This window comes from Lacrimispora sp. (assembly GCF_046972725.1).
GTDB lineage: Bacteria > Bacillota > Clostridia > Lachnospirales > Lachnospiraceae > Lacrimispora.
In genome coordinates, this window is the sequence record NZ_JBKVXF010000002.1 from 263918 (window position 1) to 283029 (window position 19112).

Here is a 19112-nt window from a genome sequence, read left to right on the forward strand (position 1 = left end):
CTTTTATATAATCATACCACAGCAAACAGGACAACAGAATGTCCTGTTTAGTAATGCTTTAAAAGATTTTCTGCTATCTGCCTGATCTGAATGGCCATGTCTGCCGGTTCCAATACTCTGGCCTTATCTCCAAAGCTTAAAATCCAGGAGATTGTGTATTCCCTGTTTGTATAGCCGGTCTCCAGGCGGAGCAGCCCCTCATTTGTTTCCGTATAGCATGTGGGACCATAAAGTTCAATGAGCTGGTAACGGACAGAAGGATCAAACAGTGCCACCAGCTTTTTATCATCGGGCAGAGTATCGTTAAGGTTCCTCTTTTCGGTAGGAACTTCCCGGGGAAGAAAGGTTTCCCCGCAGAGAGTCAGATCCCATAAGCGCATTAGCTTAAACAGACGCCAGTCCTCCCGTTCCCTGCAGTAACCAAGGAGATACCATGAGGTCCACTTAAAGATAATAAAGTATGGTTCCGCGTGACGGTGGGTCATTCCCTTTTCATAATAATAGTCAAATTCCACCAACCGGTTTTCCTGAATGGCAGTTTTCAGCTGCTTGATTTTTTCTGTAAGGCTCCCTTTGTAATGAGATGCAAGATCGATGATGATCGGCTCCCGCAGGGACAGTACTGCTTCCTTGTTTGCAGATAATTTGTCCAGGGTCTTCTCAATCGGAGACTTGTCCATGACACTTCCCATTCCTTTGAGTGCAGCGATGATTCCGGAAAGTTCATCGGCGGTCAGGACGCTTTTGTCAAGCTTGAATCCTTCTGCAATGGAGATGCCTCCACCGCTTCCCTGATGGGTGATCACCGGAATTCCGGCCTGGCACAGGGCGTCAATATCTCTGCTTATGGTTCGTCTGGTTACTTCAAATTTCCCGGCAAGATAAGGGGCGGTCACCCGTTCATTCTGAAGCAGAGTCGTAAGTATTCCCAGTAAACGGTCAAGTTTCATAAGTCCGGGTCTCCATTTCTTAAGTTTTCTCCATTATATCACAGAAATAAAGCAAGTATATGCCGGAAGATCAGTGATTCTTTTGGTATTGTATATTTTGCCGTCTTAATGCAATTTTATATGTTTAAATGAAAATAATCATACTATACTGGTTTTTTAAATGCTATAATAGAAGCCAAAAGGAGGTGGTTCATGGTGGCGATTCATCAGACAGATTCCTTAAGCCTGCTGAAACAGCTTAAAACGCTGCCTTCTGGTCAGAAACGGGGAATGCTGAGAATCTATTTTGGTTATGCGTCTGGAGTAGGAAAAACATGCGCTATGCTGCGGGACGCTCGTGAAGCAAAAGACAGCGGCATTGATGTGGTTGCCGGATATATAGAGCCTCACATCTGCCGGGAAACCACGTCTTTATTGGAAGGACTGGAAAGTCTTGATCCTTTGGATATTTCCGAAAAAGACCACAAGCTGAGCGAATTTGATCTGGATTCTGCGCTGAAAAGACATCCGGAGCTGATTCTGGTGGACGGGCTTGCTCATACCAATGGGTCAGGATGCCGGCATAAAAAAAGATACCAGGATGTGGAGGAACTGCTTAAAGCCGGAATCAATGTCTATACTACGGTCAATGTCCAGCATATGGAAAGCCTGACTGATATTGTGGAAACCATTACCGGAGTTTACGAGCAGGAAAGGATTCCGGACCGTATATTTGATGAGGCAGACCAGGTCGAGCTGGTGGATATTGAGCCGGATGATCTGATCGACCGTCTGAATAAAGGAAAGGTATCTAAGGATCACAGGACAGAGAGGGAATTAACAGGCTTTTATACAAAAGAAAAGCTGATCGCTTTGCGGGAAATTGCTCTGCGCCTTACGGCCGATAAGGTGAACCGGATTGCGGCCAGGATTGAGAATGAAAGTAATAGCAGAGGTTATTCCAATGAGCATATTCTGGTATGCTTATCATCGGCTCCCTCCAATGCCAAGGTAATACGCACGGCCGCGCGGCTGGCAGAGGCTTTTAAAGGGACGTTCACTGCCTTGTTTGTGGAGACTCCGGCAGCCAAAAAAATGAGTGAAAAATATAAAGAGGCTCTTATGGAGAACTTAAGGCTTGCAGAACAGCTGGGGGCGCAGATTTCTACGGTTTACGGGGAAGATGTTCCGGTACAGATTGCAGAATATGCCAAAATAGGCAGAGTATCCAAAATCGTCATGGGCCGTTCTCTGCGGACCAGACGCTGGTTGAAAAGAAATTACATGGATACGCTGACGGAATTGGCACCGGCTGCGGATATTTATATCATCCCTGATACCCAGTCCGCCTTTACCGGCTATGCTTTTAAGTTTGGGGAGCCTGAACGGCTTTCTCTGGCGGATACGTTCAAATCGCTGGCCTTGCTGGCAGTCTGCACGTGCATTGGTTTTTTGTTTGATATACTGGATTTTAGCATGGCCAACATTATAACCGTTTATATCTTAGGCGTCCAGGTCAATGCGGTATTTACAAAAGGAAGATTATACAGTGTAGTTTCCTCCATACTGAGTGTGCTGATCGTAAATTATTTCTTTACAGATCCCCGCATTTCTTTTCGTGCGGCCTTTCCCAGTTATCCGGTTACGTTTCTGATCATGCTGACCGCTGCCCTCATCACCAGTACCTTAACAAGGCAGATCAAGGAGCAGGCAAGGCAGTCATCGGAAAAGGCTTTTCGGACAGAGGTTCTTTTGGAAACCAGCCAGAAGCTGCAGCAGGCAAAGGACCGGAAGGATATTTTAAAAGAGACAGCTCATCAGATGCTTAAATTACTGGACCGGACCATCATTTTCTATCCCGCCAATCAGGAGGGACTGGAAATGCCGGAGGTTTTTCTAAAGAAAGGATCTGAGGAACAGAAAGCGTTATATCTGGGAATCGAAGAGCGGGCAGTAGCAGAGTGGGTCTTTAAAAACAACAAACAGGCAGGAGCCGCCACCGAAACCCTTTCCGAAGCGAAATGCTTATATCTTGCTGTTCAGGGAGGCGGTAAGGTCCTTGCTGTTGCAGGAATCTCCATGGAAGGAGAAAACCATTTAGAGGCCTTTGAAAAAAGCATTGTTACTGCCATTCTGGGAGAGTGTTCTCTGGCGCTTGAGAAAGAAGAACTGAATGAAACCAGAAAGGAAATCTCCATGCAGATGCAGCAGGAAAAGCTGCGGGCGAATCTGCTGCGGGGAATTTCCCATGATTTGCGCACGCCCCTTACCAGCATATCCGGGAATGCAGGAATTTTAATATCCAACAGCGGAGTAATAAGCGAGGAAGAAAAAAGAAATCTCTATACGGATATTTACGATGACTCCATGTGGCTGATCAATCTGGTGGAAAATCTGCTTTCCATAACAAGAATTGACAATGGGGGCTTACATTTGACCATGCATCCCGATCTGATCTCAGAAGTCATCGCTGAGGCGCTTCTCCACATCAACCGGAATCATGTGGATCATGTGATCCGGACAGAGGTGAGCGATGAATTGCTGATGGCCAAGATGGATTCCCAGTTGATCATGCAGGTAATTGTAAATATCATTGATAATGCCATTAAATATACACCAAAAGGCTCTGTCATTGTAATTACGGCAAGACGGGAAGGAACGTCAGTCTGTGTGGAGATCGCAGACAATGGGAAAGGGGTATCCCATGAGGCAAAAGAAAAGCTGTTTGACATGTTTTATACAGCAGATAACACAAGGGGAGACGGACGCCGCGGCATCGGTCTGGGGCTGTCCCTCTGCAAATCCATTATTCACGCCCATGGCGGAAGAATTTATATAAAAGACAACGTCCCCACAGGGACCATACTTGGTTTTACCTTGCAGGCAGAGGAGGTGATTTTACATGAATAAACCGCTTATTCTGGTTGTGGAAGATGACAAGGCGATCCGCAAGCTCATTACCACAACTCTTGAAACACAGGGATATCTTTATGAAACCGCAGAAACAGGAGTCGCATCCCTTTTAAAAGCAGCCAATGCCCAGCCGGATATTATAATTCTGGATCTTGGTCTGCCGGACATGGAAGGTGTTGATATCATTAAAAAGGTTCGGGAATGGTCCAAGGTTCCCATCATTGTGGTCAGTGCACGCAGTGAGAATCAGGATAAGGTAGATGCCCTTGATGCTGGGGCCGATGATTATTTAACCAAGCCGTTCTATGTGGACGAATTGCTGGCCCGGCTTCGGGTAAGTCTCCGCCGGATCCAGTATGAACAGGACAGACCGATGAGGGATTCCACCATTTTCCTGAATGGTAATTTAAAAATCGATTACGCAGCCGGATGTGCGTGGCTGAACGGAGAGGCGATTCATTTAACGCCAATTGAATACAAGCTTCTTTGTCTTCTGGCCAGGCATGTGGGAAAGGTTCTTACCCACAACTTTATTCTTCATGAGATCTGGGGAAATTACTCCAGTGACATTCCTGCGCTTCGGGTGTTCATGGCAACGCTGCGAAAAAAGATAGAAAAGTCGGATTCTGATTTTAAGTATATTCAGACCCACATTGGCATTGGTTACAGAATGCTCCGGGTCACGGATTCGTAATAAATGATAGAACTGAGAGATTTTTTTCTTTCAGTTTTATTTTTTTTTAAATATACATATAAAAACTATATGTTAGTATTGTTTGTGTATATTTATAAGCGTTGGAATCGTAACGTGAGTGTGCAAATTTTGGCACTCAAAGTGTATAATTTTAGCACATGGGTTGAAAAATGTCGAATTTCATTATATGCTGAAAAAGTTAGAAAAGTTGGAAAATGTAACAAGATTTATACTATTATCCATATAGTAGGGGGTAAGGCCATGTTGGAAATTGGTGTGTGTGATGATGACCATCTGCTGCTGTGGGAAATGGAAAAGTATCTGCTGGAACTGGGGTGTGAAACCGGGAGAAGTTTGGAGGTTACCACCTATGCAGATGGGGATGAGATCGTTAAAGCAGTGATGAAAGGAAAGCGTTTTGATATCATATACATAGATATCGAAATGCCGGGTTTAAATGGGATGACGGCGGCAAAGATGATTCGTGAATTGGACCGTACCGTACAGATTGTATTTGTAACGTGTCATGAAAGTTATATGAAAGAAGCATTTATGGCAGCTCCCATTGGTTTTCTTGTAAAACCCGTCAGTAAGGATGAATTTACCGGCACATTTAATTACATATTGAAGATGATCGGGGCCGAAGATCAGTATTACCGTTTTCGGTATGACCGGTCCGATTATAAGGTGCTTTTGAAAGAAGTGATTTATTTTGAAAGCAAAGGGCGTATGACAGAAATCGTCTGTGAGAGCGGACGTTACAGGCTTTATAAGAATCTGGAGGCTATCGAAGAGGAGTTAAGGGGACAGAAGATGCGGTTTGTGCGGACGCATAAATCTTATCTGGTCAGTTACTGGCGTATTTCCAGGTTTTCTGCGGATATTGTCGAATTAATGGATGGAATCTGCCTGCCGGTCAGCCGAAGCCGCAAAAAAGAAGTGGAAGTAAATTTATATGAGGCGATGGAGTGGTGCCACGTATGAAGGAAGAATTATGGATTGCCGGCACCGTCTCTTTTTCCCTCTTTAGTGTGTTGCTTGCCAGGGAATATCTGGGCATTTTTTTAACTGAAAAAGGTGGGAAAGGAAAGGCAGCAGGATGGCTGCTTTTCTTTTTATGGCAAGTGTACGGCAGTATGCGTATTATCGAAAATTATCCAGTGTTTTACCTGTTTGGAACGCTGGTGATCATAGTAATTACAGGAATTACCGCTTATGCTTCGCCTCTTAAGAAGAGAATCGATTTCTCGGCTCTTTTTGCTTCTCTCTGGCTGTTGCTTGATGTGTTTTGCCTGACTGGAATAAAGCTGTGGGTAGGGGGAGGCCATATCTGGATCATGGTTTCCCTGTGGCTGTCTAAGCTCTTCCTGGCTTTTATGATTCTGGGCGTTCGAATCTATATGAAACGCAATGGAGCAGAGCATGAAGCTGGGGAGCAGGGAGGTTTTTATATTATGCCGTTTGTGGCGGCCATGACGGTGTATTTTGCCTTTTATATGGCAGCGGAACAATCTGTCCTTCGGAGCAGAAATGATATACAATGGTTTTTATTTGGTACTGCATGGATGATTTTGCTTCACTTCCTGGTTTATCCTGCCTATTTCATGCGGCTGGAGGAAGCCTTGATCAGGCGTAATGAGAGCATGTATGTAAAACAATTGGAATTGTTCCAGCAGCAAAAGCAATTAGAAGATCAGGAAAATATGGAACTTCATACGAAACGTCACGATTTAAAACAAAAGCTGATCTATATCCAGGAACTGGTGAATCAGGAGGAAAAGGATAAGCTGATGGAAGTATTGGATCAGATGATCGGAGAGACGGTAAAAAAAGAATATCTGGAGGAATGGACAGGGAATCTGGTGGTGGATTCTTTAGTGAACCACTTATACCGGGAGGCCCGTAAAAGGAACATCCGTCTGGATACCAGGATCAATCTTCCCAAAGAACTGGGGATCAAGGATACGGATTTATGCATTCTCCAGGGAAATGCGTTTGATAATGCAGTGGAAGCGCTGGAAGGTGTGGAAGAAAAAGACCGGGTAATGCAGATCGAGATGAAGTACGATAGAGGCTGTCTTCTTTTCTGTGTCAAGAACAGGTATGCCGGGGAATTGAAGACTGAGAAGGATGGAAAATTACTTACCGGGAAAAAGGGAGGAATCCATGGACTTGGAATCCGTTCCATGAAGAAAGTAGCGGAAAAATATAACGGGGTTCTGGTCACGGAAGGAAAAGACGGAGTTTTTACCTTAAAGGCCATATTGTATGAACCAAGAAAGATTTAATGGGAAATGGGATGTATGATGGAAAACATTGTATATCTCATTTTTTATGTTAATCCAAAAATAAAGTTATAAGGTTATGGGTAAAAATATGCAAAAATGACATATTATTACCAAAACATACATGTAAGCTGTTATTTCTTACATGAACGTTTTTTCTGTCGATTTTTCGTGTATACTGAATAAAAAGCAGAGACAAAGGTGAGAAAGATATATGAAGAGATTAAAAAAAGTTCTATTTGTACTGTTTTGTTTTAGTTTTATTACAACCTCCCATCGTACGCTGGCAGAGGAGATTGCCAGTGAGCAGAACGGTCTTGATGTGACATTTGTTATGGATTACAGCGGTTCCATGACGGCAAATGACAGGGATCATACGGCAACCGGGATGGTAAAGGCATTTGTGGACACGGTTCACAGTGCGGATATCAGAATCGGCTTTGTGGCATACAATGACCGGATCGTGTCGTCGGCCGCACCGGTATCTGTAAAGACCCAGGAGGAACGGGATTCCTTAAAAGGCCAGATCGACTCTGCCGGGTATTCCGGGAATACGGACATAGGTTTGGGTTTAAGTTATGCATTTGGGCTGTCAGGGCAGGACAGCGGACGCAAACGTATGATTGTCCTTATTTCTGACGGTGAGACTGATTTGAAAGGTTCCACAACAGGAAGGAACATGGATAATTCCAATTCTGATCTAAGGAACACCGTGGCTGCCTGCCAGGCCGAGGGAATTCCCGTTTATACGGTAGCCTTTGGAAAATACGATGGAAACAAAGAGATTTTAAAAGAGATTGCAAAACAGACCAATGCCGAAAGCTATACGGTGGAGATGCCGGAAGCACTCATTGAAGTCCTTTACGGAATCTTTAATTCCAACATGGCTTACCGGATTCAGGAAATCACCAATGGCATTTACGGGGCAGGGAATCAGAGTATCCGGGTAAAACTTGATGATGCCTATCTGGATGAGATGGATGTGCTGATGATTTCCCCCCAGCAGATCGGAGATACTACGGTTGTGTATGGGGACCAGCAGATAAAGCCGGTGAACCTGGTCCATTATTCGGTTGCCAAGCTATCTGATGTCAAAGAGGACATCAGGGAATTGACCATACAGACCAATACCCTGAAGGATCAGGGCTTAAAGATCTATCTGATCAGCTACCGGGATTTGACTCCGGTTCTTGAAATAGAAACGGCAGCAGGAAGAAATAAGTCATTGCCTTACCGGATTTATTTTAAGGATAAAAGCGGTACAGTCATAACCGATGAAGCATTTTATAAAAATTTCACTCCAAAGGTAGAGCTTTACGCAGATGGACAATCTGCCAATGGACGCACTGCTTTAGAAACAGCCATTGAAGGCGGTGTGATTACGGGAGAAGTGAAACTGACCCAGTCAGGTACTTATTACATAGACAGCCGCCTGGATGATGTGATGGAATCCTGTGTCTTTGACACGGTACGTTTACAGGTGGTCAATACACCTCCGGCAGGAGAACTTCCCGAAACATTGGGACTGAATCCTCTGAGCAAGGAAAAAAAGCTGGTGCTTGATGATTACTTTAAAGACACCGACGGAGATACCCTTACTTATTCTCTGGAAAAGAATGAGACAAAAAAAGCAAACGTCAGTCTCGATAACGGTGTGCTTACGGTCAAGGCGTTAAAAGCAGGCAGTCAGCCTCTTGTTATTAAAGTTTCTGATGGAGAAGCAGCAATATCTTACAGTTACAATATTGCCGTCATTCCGTTGTGGAAGGCATACTGGTGGGCGTTTGTGCTTGCCGCTTTGATACTGGGAGCTGTCATCTGGCGGATTTTCCACAAACCGAAGCCTGAGCTTGAGGTCATTACGGAAAAAAAGGCACAGAATCGTTTTCAGGGAAAGATGGATGCTTATTTTATCGGTCAGCCGGAAGAGGAAGAAGAGATACCGCCCCTTACCTTTCCGATGTATAAGATCAAGGACAACCGGGTCAGCTTTGGCGATTTGATGAGAGAGTATCCGAAAGCTTCTGAGGCTCTGGGGCTTGACCGTATTTTCCTCATTGCAGATGAAGACCGGCGAATGATTTTGTACCATTCTTCCGATGCATCCATTATGCTGGGAAGTTCCATTGTATGCAAAAAGATTCAATACAGCGTCAGCTTTGGGGATATTATATCCATTACCTCACCGGATGGAGGGTATGAGCTGGAGATCCACTATATCTCCATGCTTCAGTAGTAATCAGATTTATATCTGCAATCATGTTGTTTACACTTTTTATCCATTGAAGAGATAAGGAGTGAAAAAATAAAAAAGTAAGAAGTAAGAAAGAGGGAGAGCGCCGATGGAAACAATTACACAAACAAACCGGACAATTCTGTTTTCCGAAATTAATCCTGAAAAGTTGAATCTTTTAACACTGATCGGGGATGTGAGAGGAAAGACCAGCCTGGATGATGACAAAATTAAGGAAATCAATGAAGTACTTCTGGTGGAAAGCTTTGAAGAATTTTTAGAGAAATTCGCACCGGTCGTATATTCCTGGTGTGATGCGAAAACTGGTAGTATCCAGTACAGCCTCATTAAACCGGAAAATATACCGGATAACTGTATTACGGAAATACCTCTCAATGAAATGAATGACTTATTAAACATGCTGATCACCTTACAGGGGGCAAAGGGTTCTCTGGGAGTCGCTAACGTGGATTTTAAATTCAGCAATGTTCTGGACATGATCTCTCCGAAAAAAATCATGGAGGATATCCGCCAGGTGCGCAGGGAAATCCAGTATACCTATGGAAAATATATGGAACTTGACGAGGAGGATCCGAAACGTCTTGATTTTGGGGATAAGCTGAATTATCAGTTTGAACAGGCCAGCCATAATTACAATAATGTACTGGCTATGCTTCCGCTAGCTATTGAGGATATCAAGACACGTCTGCTGCTGGGAAGCGGAGAATCCGCACAAGGCGGCCAGGAATTCAAAGCAGGCCTTTTAAGCATGGGCGATGACGGAGAATTAAAAATCCTGGAAATGAAGCAGGAGGAAGGAACCCAGCTGGCTGTTGTGGATGACCATATCAATACCAGTCTGGTCCAGACGTTCCGGGATGACTACGATGCACTCAATGAAAATACCTCCGATTATGTGCGGGAGCTGGTAGTAAGGACCTTCTGTCCTCTCACCTCCACTGTTGAAAGCAGTGTGGACCGGGAAGTGGAAGTACATAACTATAACACCTATCTGGAATTTTACAAAAAAAGCAAGGATGACTTTGTAAAGGCGGTAAAACCTCTGATTGAAAAAATATTAGGAGTGAAGTCGTTCTTTGACCAGTATCAGGTAAAAGAAAAAGGGATGCAGCCAAAGCTTCTGATTACCAACACTCCATTGGAGATGATGGTAAAATCAAGCAATCTTCCCAGACTTCTTACCTACTTGAATACGACTAACGATAAAAATGAATTTGAAAATACGCTTTGGTTTGGCATTGTACCGGATGTGGAATTCAATCAGTCCGGCGGCGGAAAGCTCCAGAGAATGCGTTTCGCAGGTAACCAGAAGGAAAAGAAGCCTGGAACCAATACGATGGAAAGCCTGGCAACTTTAATGAATGCCATCAGCCCTTACAAGATCACCACCTTCTTCAGCTTTTCAACAGGAGAAGAAAGCACGTTCAATTATGTGGCAACGGAAGGAATCGGTATCTTTAAGGATAAATGTACGCCGCTGATGAAAAAGGATTACAGTGAGTTTGTAGTTCCCTGTATTCCAAATGTAACCATCATTCCAAAAGACAAGTCAGGATTGATCCTGGATAAACGAATGGTCATTGATGATGATGGGAATGTAGCGCTTTCTGAGGAAAAAGAAGATGTAATGAAGATGTGGATCGAAGGCGTTTATGTGGGGGCAGCATACGGAGCAGCAGGAATTACAGCTGCATGGCAGTGCCCGGAATATTTAAAGCAGAGATTTGGCAATACCACCATGGAATATCCGGGTGTGCGCTATGACATAGAAGCTGATGACAATGCGCTTTTGGTGACGACCAGCATGACAAAGGAAATCTCCGGATTTACCAATGCCATTAAAAATTCCATTAACAACACGGGATTTGGCTTTGTATTTACCTCTGATAACGCACAGTATAAAGGGCGTGAGATCAAAAATATCATGGTTTACAAGGCCAGAAACTTAATGAGCAATGGCACGGAGTTTGAACCGATTTATAAAACTCTTGTGGTTACCTACATTGAGCGTATGCTGCGCTTTTACAGCGGAGATTTTAAGCAGGACAAGATCCTTAAATTCTTCAGCAACAATCCCAACAGCCAGAAGAGCAAATGGGATGCAAACCGCCAGTACGTGAATTCTTTGTTACAGGATGGCGATGAATTGGATTTTAACATCGATGAAAAGAACGGAATCTGCAATGTTCTTCTGACCTTTAGCAACACGACAAGGAACTTAAAGGTGGAGCTGACCAGAAAAGGACAGACAGCATAAAAACCGGATGATGCCTCCGGGCAATGACGTGCATCAGGGTGGGGAGCGTATGCTCCTGATATGAGTGGGCTTTGAGATTTTATTTGATAAATGAAAAGCAGCAGAAGAATATAACTGCTTTTCGCCTCCTCTCTTTATCAATCCACAGGCTGGAAGCAACAGGGAAAAGAGAGGATTCTAAAATTCAGGTATCTGAAAGCTGGCACTGCCGGCTTATAGATTACAAAATAACATTTATTAAGAATGGAGGATGAAATATGGGACTTAGAATGAAAATCACAGGTAGCGAATCCGTTGATTTGCGTGAGACCAGCATCATCAAAGTGGTATTTGGGGCAGATATTCCTCATGATTCCAACGCAAGATCAACCGATCTTGGCTCAACGGTTCTGGTTGAAGGAAAGATACTGGCATCAGTAGGCGGGGAAGCCGCAGATGACACAAGCAAACTGGCCAGATGGTCTTTGGTTCCGGCTGAGAATTCCGACTGCTACAGGAACGTTCAGATCGATGTTGTAAGTGCTTCACAGGTAGTAAGACAGATCACAGTACCAAACGCATTTGTGGTTGATTACACCGAAGACTTTACGGATGAAACAGGAACCGGAGTATTCAAGCTTCTCATCAAACAGAAGAAGGACAAGATGTCCACATTGAAATTTGAAGGCGGATTCAGCGGCGAATAATCGAAAACATGTAGAGAAAGGAAGGGATAATTATGGGATTTACATTAAAAGTAGAAGGGCCGTCTACCATCGACCTGGGAACCATCAGTATTATAGGAGTTAAGTTTCAAACCGATATTCCTCACGATTCCAACGCTCGTTCCACAGATTTAGGAAGCACGGTGGAAATTACAGGAAAGATTTTAACAGCAGTGGATGGAGATCCGTTTGACTCTACCAGACAGCTTGGCCTCTGGTCTCTGGTTCCTGCAGAGAAATCTGATTGCTACCGGAAAGTTACCATTGAAGTGATTGCAGCTTCTCAGGTGGTACGTAAATATACATATCCGAATGCATTTGTTGTGGATTATAAAGAAGATTACGGTGATACAGAAGGAGTTGGAACATTCCGGCTGATCATCAAACAGAAGAAAGACAAGATGGCGCAAATCGCTGTGGAAGGCGGATACAGCGTGTAAACATGCAGGGGCTGCCAAAATGGCAGCCCCTTTCTGTAAAGGAAATGAAAGATGCTTGACTATTACCAGATTCTTGAGGTGACTTCCAAAGCAACGGAAAAGGATATTAAGGCAGCCTATCGGAGGCTGGCAAAAAAATATCATCCGGACGTGATAAAGGATGATCCGGATGGAAATAAAAGAATGTATGAGATCCAGGAAGCCTATGGAGTCCTGGGAGATGAAGAAAAGAGAAAACAATATGATTCAGTCCGGACCGGGGAGCGGGAGAGAAGCAGAGAGACAGCAGATAAGCCGGCAAAGCCAGCTCCTGATATGAGCCAGTTTGAACACTTTTTTGGATTTCAGCCGGGAAAAGGAATGGAGACCTACCGCGGGTCAGGAAATGGAGAAAAAAAGCAGACTGGTCCTGTGAATCCAGAGGACCTGTTTGCCGCTTTCTTTCGAACAAAAAAATAAGGAAGGGGCCGAATTGCTTATGGAACGCAGTAGAAAATTAAAAATAGGTTTTGACGGTGCAATTTTAATCAGTGCGGTGTGTATCAGTTTTATCCTTCTTATCCTGGACACCCAAATCTGGATACGGATTCTTATTTATCTGTGCGCTTTAATTTCTGCGGTGGATCTGCTAATCCAGCTGAAAGCGAAGGATCACAAAATATATAAAACCTCATGGAATTATGAGGATGCAAAAGCAGGCCAGCTGGTGCTGTTAGACGAACATGATAAACCGGTAAGGTCCTGGGACTTAGCCGGAAAAACAGCACTGATTCTGGGAAAAAAGAATGACAGGGAAGAGGTTGATGTGGATTTGACGGAGTGTGAATACAGTACATTCATCAATGATCAGCATGCGGTCCTTAATTTCTGTCTGGATTCCTGGTATCTGGAAGATTTAGGCTCCCAAAATGGTGTAAAGATCAAAAAGGTGGAGGATGGCGGCTGTTATCAGGTGACCAACCGGCCATGCAGAGTTTCGGCGGGAGATGTGATATACCTTGCAAGTACCCGCCTCTTACTTACATAAGAACAAAGATTGGAGATTGAAACATGAGCTTAGTGAGATGCCCCAATGGACATGTTTTTAACGCAAGGCGTTACGGGAATACCTGCCCTTACTGCCAGATGAAGCTGAAGGAAGAAGCCGAGGATAAAAAGCCCGCAGGCTTTGAGCCCTCCATGGAGCTTCTTGAGGAGGAGGTGCTTCCGGTCTGCGGCTGGCTGGTATGCATATCCGGTGCAAGAGTGGGGATGGATTATAAGATCCACAGCGGAAAAAACTTTGTGGGCCGGGGAGACGATATGGATATACAGATTTTAGGAGACAATGAGATCAACCGGAAAAATCATACGATCATTGTCTATGACCAGAAGAAGCGAAATACCGTCATATTGCCGGGAGATGCGGCTGGTCTTGCCTATTTAAATGAAGAGGCTGTATATATACCGACAGAATTAAAGCCTTATGATGTAATCGAGCTGGGGAAAAGCCGCTTTTTGTTTGTACCCCTGTGCGGAGAAAATTTTGAATGGAATGATCAGAAATGACAATGACGATAATGAGTGGTCTGGGCGTAATTTTATCTGTTTCTGTCCTGGGAAGAATCTTGCTTTCGGCAGGTGATAAAAAGACAAAAGAAAAGATGAACAGAAAATCCTTTGGGGCAGAAGCCCTATGCCAGACGACAGGAGATCAGGAGATCCAGGCAGATGCTGCAGGAACCATGAGAAGTTCTGCCGGCACTCTGGCCGTGTTAGCAGATGGAATTGGAAAGGCAAATACTGGAAAAGTCTGTGCACAGATTGCGGTGGATACTCTTTTTGACGCCTATCTTCCTTACCGGGTGCTTCATAATCCGGAGTATTTTTTTAAGACCTCATTTTACGAGGCAAATTCCAGAATTCAAAAGACCATTGGAGAACGAAAGGGCGGGGCCTGCCTGGCCGCTGTTTTTATCAATGGCCGGACCTTTCATTATGGACTGGCGGGGGATATCCGGGTGGCATTGATGAGAAATCAGGAACTGATTCCCATAAGCAAAGGACAGACCCTTGATGTACTTGCACAAAACGCCTTTCGTGAAGGGCTTCTGACAAGATCAGAAGCCATTTGGACGATGGAAGAAAAACGGGTATGGAACTATCTTGGATTAGATGGTTTTCATGAAATCGAAATTGCACAGCAGCCCATTTGCTTAAAGCCGGGAGATTTGATCCTGCTTCTTACAAAGGGAATTTATGAGGTCTTGTCCTGGGCTGATATTGAGGACATTCTTTTAAAGGATTTTACATTAAAGGAAAAGGCAGATACCATCGTAATGGAGACGGAAAGAAGAAAAGGCATGGAGAAAGAAAACGGAAGCGTTCTGCTTCTGAAGGCGGAGGTGCTTTATGAGACGAATTAATTCTGAGTTCCGGACACAGTATATTTCGGAAGAAGGGCAGAAACTGACCAACCGGGATTATTTTGGCTTTGTAGAGATGGATGATTACGCCTGTTACATATTAGCGGACAGTCTTGATGGGGAACTTGAGACAAACAGTGCCAGATTTGTAGTGGAAAGCCTGATCCGCAGTTTTGTGGAAGGTCCTTCCATGAATGCACAAAAGCTAAAGCATTACATGAACCAGGCCCATAAAGAGCTGTTAAAGCAGCGGGGCGGAATGCATTTAAAGGCATCCGTTATCATGGTGGTCACAGACTATAAAAAACTTTGTTATTGCTATGTTGGAAACAGCAGGTTTTATTTGATACGGAATGCCAGGATTCTTATTAAAACAAAGGATCAGTCTCTTACCCAGAACCTTCTTAAAGAAGAAATGATCACCTTAGACCAGGCGGCGGCCCACGAAGAACGCAACAATCTGTATTCCTTTTTAGGAGACCGGGGACAGCCGGAAATACTTGTGTCTAAAAAGGTTCCATTGGAGAATGGAGACAGCTTTGCACTTTTTACCAGAGGTGCCTGGGAGAATTTAAGTGAAGACGAATTCCTGGAAATCTCCAAGGATGCCAAAGAGCCTCAGGAGATCCTGGAAAAAGCAGAAGACATGATTCTGGGGAAGCAGGAGACCGGGGAGGTGGATAATTACAGCCTTGCAGTCACCTTTGTTGATAAGGTCTATAAGTCCCCCAAAAAGAAAATCACCTTAAAAAAGGTTTTGCTGATCGCTCTGCCTGTTCTTCTTTTGGCAGGAGGTATCAGTCTTGGACTTTATTTAAAGAACAAAAGTGTGAAGAACAAGGAAGAAAGTCTGGAGCAGCATTTAGCCAGCGGAGAAGAATATTTAAAATACGATAACTATATAAAAGCATCAGAGGATTACGGAGAAGCAAAAAAGCTTGCAGACGCTTTAAAGAATAAAGAGGTTTCCAAAGAGGCGGATCAGTATAAAAAACTGGCAGAACAGATTATTCTATCCGATGAAGCCATGACAGCCGGTGATTATCTGAAAGCCCAAAGCCTTTACTTAAAAGCCAGAGATTTATCGAAAGAAGCTGGAAATATTGGGAAAAAGTATATAGATGCACAGCTGAAGCAAACCCTGGATTACATTCATGTGTTTGATCTGATGGAAATTGGACAGCAAAAGGAAGAATACGGGGACTTAAGCGGTGCCATAGATTCTTACCATCAGGCCAGAGATAAAGCAGCCGCTCTTTATTTTTCCGAAGGAAAGGAAGAGGCTTTGAAAAAGCAGATGGCGCTGGAAGAAAAGATGGAAAAAGACAGTCAGAAAACAGCCGCAGCCGCAGCTGCCTCCAAAGAGGAATCCCAGGCAGCAAAACAGGAGGAGGAGGAATCAAAACAGGCGGAGGAAGAAAAAGCCAAAAAAGAGGAAGAAGAGCAGCGGGAACTGGAAAACCAGCAGAAGTTAAACGATCAGAAAAATGCCATTGATCTGGAGAATAAAGCCAACGAGCTTTTTTCAGAAGGCAAATATGAGAGTGCCATAACCTATTACCAGACAGCTCAGGCCATCTATGTACGGCTGGAAATGACAGAACTGGCAGATGGGATCAATGGAAAAATCAAGGCTGCAAAAACTGCGGTCCTGGAAGCAAAGCAGAAGGCTGCCGAGACAGTAAATACTGGGGAAAGTGGCCCTGGAATGAGCGAGAAAAAGTCCGATAAATAGCAAAGTGAGGAAATGCACATGAGCCGATATACCTATACCTTACACCCGGGAAAGACAGAACCGGAAAAGGGCACCTATAAAAGAAGCAAACTGGAAAAGATGACGACATTTCAGCTTAGAGAAATATGCCGGAAAGAAAAGCTGGTAATGCCCTCCCAAAATACCATGGACCGGGAGGGTCTGATACGTCTGATCATGCGGTTTCGGGGGCAGAAGGATTATCGGCATATTGCTGAGGCCTGCGAAGGCGGAATCGAACGTCTTCAGGGATACTTTGACCGGAATGATATAGATATCAGTTCCAGCCAGGATGTGATCATTCCCGGTACCATCATTCTCTATCATGGAACCGGACTGAATGAGCTGGATCAGTATAAGGTGGAATCGGATATTGCTCTCTATGAGGGGAATCTTCTTCTCATTGATGAGAATTTCCAGATATATACCTGCTTTTATATCAAAGAAATACAAAATGTGTGGAATCTGTTTCAGGGGGCGGGTATGCCTGTAAAGCCCCTTTTAAAGCACCAGTACTCCATTCTTTATTTTCCAAATGAACGGGATTCGGAGTTTTTATATGACTGCTATTACGGAAATGCAAAAAATATCCCTGGTCATATGGAAGCTATCCGCATTCCTCTTCTTAATATTGAGGTCCGGGAGGTGACGGACGCAGACCTTCCCTTAGTCATTGATTTTGGAAGCTCCAATACCACCATGGGCATCAGTCTTTCCGATGGGACTACAAAAATTGCCAGAGCAGGAAACGGTCCCATCATTCCCAGTGTGATCGGTGTGGAAGAAAGAGGCGAAGGCAAACATGGATTCTTATTTGGATATGAAGCACTGGCACTGGCACAACAGAACTACCAGGATGAAGATGTTCCGGTATTCTTTGATATCAAGCGTTGGATCAGTGACCCGGACCGGTTGGAAGGAGTCATTTTAAAGAGCGGATTTAAATATCAGATTTCCAGGCGGGATATGTTGAGAGGTTTTTTGGAGTATTTAATGGACCTTGCAAAACAGCAGTTTAAATGCCGGTTTAAAAATATTCAGTTTTTGGCTCCGATCCGTCAGAAAGAAAAATTTCAGGAGCTGTTTAAAAGTCTCCTTCCCGAATATAACGTAAGCTGTGAGCTTGATGAGGGGATGGCCGTACTTTTTAACAGCATTTACGGAATGATCCGGCAGAATCTTTATGAAAAGGGACGGTGGTATCAGGCCCTCATCATCGACTGCGGCGGGGGAACCACGGACCTTACTTCCGGACGGTTTCTTATTGACAACAGCAGGGTATCCTACACCATTGATTTAGAGACCCGGTATGAAAACGGAGACACCAATTTTGGAGGCAATAACTTAACCTTCCGCATTCTGCAGATGCTGAAAGTCAAAATTGCCAAAGCACTTGGTTATCTGGAGGAAGAGCTGTTTGAAGAAAGCGGAGAAGGAGATGCTGCGGATTCTCTTTTTGAACGATACCGGAAAGCAGAGAATTTCCTCCCCACCCGTTTTAAGGAATACGAAGACCGGAGCAGAGATCAGTATTTTAAGGTGAAAAATAATTATTATTATTTATTCCAACTGGCAGAGGAAGTGAAAAAATCCTTTTTCCAGACCAGATTCCAGTATGAACTTTCCATCAATACGGAAAAGTATAGAAAACCGGATGAAATGTTTTTGGATAAATGGAAGCTTTCGGTACGCAGCAAAGGCGGTCTGACACACATTGACCAGGAAATCTGTTTTTCGCTTTATTTAAATGAAATTGAATCCACTTTAAGGCCGGATATCTACCACGTGATGGAGCGGTTTTTAGACCAGAAGTTTGAACAGGGGGAACTTCAGGAATACGAAATGCTTAAGCTGACCGGACAGTCCTGCAAATCCAGTTTATTTACAGAAGCCTTAAAGCAATACGTTCCTGGAAAACTGATTCAGAGTGCAAAACGGGAAGCTGATGAGGCAGAACTGAAGATGTGCTGTCTGGAAGGCGCGCTGGCATACTTTATGAACTGCAAACGGGGTTACATGAAGGTGAACCAGAATTATCAGGTACGGACCCTTCCTTATGAGATTATGGCTTATACTCACGAAAACCAGGAAAAGATCCTGATACGAAGTCTTGATGAGGAAGAACATATTGGCTGTATTTCCCGGTTTATGATAGGAAAACAGCTGGATCTTTATTTAAGCGATGAAAAAGGAAAACGGTTAAAAACCTATTACTTTGAATACGATACGGAATCCTTTACCCGGACCACTCAGGAGGAGATAGACAAAGATTATGCCGGAAGCGTGATTCAGGAGGAGACAGATACCATCTTAGAAGGGGAAATGAAATTCTTTGTGTGGGTATCCAGAAAGCGGTGGGGCTTTCTTGTGCTTCCGGTCCTCAGAGAAAATGAGGTGCTTTATAAGGGAAAAGAGACATTTTTTGATTTTGAGGATGATACGTGGGAAGAAAATTTCTTTGATGGGAGAAAGTAAGGC

General features: G+C 44.0%; 15 protein-coding genes. 14 read left to right on the plus strand and 1 reads right to left on the minus strand.

The window, feature by feature from the left end:
- Positions 1 to 47: 47 nt before the first annotated feature.
- Positions 48 to 950: a helix-turn-helix transcriptional regulator gene (locus ACLTWA_RS09400; protein ID WP_412327444.1), complete on the minus strand. Its 903-nt coding sequence runs from the start codon at positions 948 to 950 to the stop codon at positions 48 to 50.
- 192 nt (positions 951 to 1142) lie between these two features.
- On the opposite strand from ACLTWA_RS09400, the gene ACLTWA_RS09405 reads away from it, so the two are divergent.
- From ACLTWA_RS09405 to ACLTWA_RS09470, 14 genes are all read left to right on the plus strand, one after another.
- Positions 1143 to 3839, plus strand: a complete 2697-nt coding sequence (locus ACLTWA_RS09405) for a DUF4118 domain-containing protein (RefSeq protein WP_412327445.1) — start codon at positions 1143 to 1145, stop codon at positions 3837 to 3839.
- On the plus strand, positions 3832 to 4536 hold the full coding sequence (locus ACLTWA_RS09410; RefSeq protein ID WP_412327446.1) for a response regulator: 705 nt from the start codon (positions 3832 to 3834) through the stop codon (positions 4534 to 4536). Before ACLTWA_RS09405 ends, ACLTWA_RS09410 begins: the two co-directional genes overlap by 8 nt.
- Positions 4537 to 4797: 261 nt before the next feature.
- Positions 4798 to 5520: a LytR/AlgR family response regulator transcription factor gene (locus tag ACLTWA_RS09415; protein ID WP_412327447.1), complete on the plus strand. Its 723-nt coding sequence runs from the start codon at positions 4798 to 4800 to the stop codon at positions 5518 to 5520.
- A complete protein-coding gene (locus ACLTWA_RS09420) occupies positions 5517 to 6824 on the plus strand; it encodes an ATP-binding protein (protein WP_412327448.1) in 1308 nt (435 codons plus the stop codon). The genes ACLTWA_RS09415 and ACLTWA_RS09420 overlap by 4 nt, the downstream gene beginning before the upstream one ends.
- Before the next feature lie 211 nt (positions 6825 to 7035).
- Positions 7036 to 9057, plus strand: a complete 2022-nt coding sequence (locus ACLTWA_RS09425; RefSeq protein WP_412327449.1) for a vWA domain-containing protein — start codon at positions 7036 to 7038, stop codon at positions 9055 to 9057.
- 106 nt (positions 9058 to 9163) lie between these two features.
- Entirely contained in the window at positions 9164 to 11332 is a 2169-nt protein-coding gene (locus tag ACLTWA_RS09430; RefSeq protein WP_412327450.1) for a transcriptional regulator, read from the plus strand.
- A gap of 257 nt (positions 11333 to 11589) precedes the next feature.
- Entirely contained in the window at positions 11590 to 12018 is a 429-nt protein-coding gene (locus ACLTWA_RS09435; RefSeq protein WP_412327451.1) for a membrane-associated protease 1, read from the plus strand.
- Between the two features lie 32 nt (positions 12019 to 12050).
- Positions 12051 to 12476, plus strand: coding sequence for a membrane-associated protease 1 (locus tag ACLTWA_RS09440; RefSeq protein ID WP_412327452.1), 426 nt, complete (start codon positions 12051 to 12053; stop codon positions 12474 to 12476).
- 51 nt (positions 12477 to 12527) lie between these two features.
- Entirely contained in the window at positions 12528 to 12935 is a 408-nt protein-coding gene (locus ACLTWA_RS09445; protein ID WP_412327453.1) for a DnaJ domain-containing protein, read from the plus strand.
- A 19-nt stretch (positions 12936 to 12954) separates the two neighbouring features.
- Positions 12955 to 13503, plus strand: a complete 549-nt coding sequence (locus ACLTWA_RS09450) for an FHA domain-containing protein (protein WP_412327454.1) — start codon at positions 12955 to 12957, stop codon at positions 13501 to 13503.
- A 23-nt stretch (positions 13504 to 13526) separates the two neighbouring features.
- Positions 13527 to 14024, plus strand: a complete 498-nt coding sequence (locus tag ACLTWA_RS09455; RefSeq protein ID WP_412327455.1) for an FHA domain-containing protein — start codon at positions 13527 to 13529, stop codon at positions 14022 to 14024.
- Positions 14021 to 14881: a PP2C family protein-serine/threonine phosphatase gene (locus ACLTWA_RS09460; RefSeq protein WP_412327456.1), complete on the plus strand. Its 861-nt coding sequence runs from the start codon at positions 14021 to 14023 to the stop codon at positions 14879 to 14881. The genes ACLTWA_RS09455 and ACLTWA_RS09460 overlap by 4 nt, the downstream gene beginning before the upstream one ends.
- Entirely contained in the window at positions 14868 to 16616 is a 1749-nt protein-coding gene (locus ACLTWA_RS09465; RefSeq protein WP_412327457.1) for a hypothetical protein, read from the plus strand. Before ACLTWA_RS09460 ends, ACLTWA_RS09465 begins: the two co-directional genes overlap by 14 nt.
- 18 nt (positions 16617 to 16634) lie before the next feature.
- Positions 16635 to 19109, plus strand: a complete 2475-nt coding sequence (locus ACLTWA_RS09470) for a hypothetical protein (protein WP_412327458.1) — start codon at positions 16635 to 16637, stop codon at positions 19107 to 19109.
- Positions 19110 to 19112: the final 3 nt, after the last annotated feature.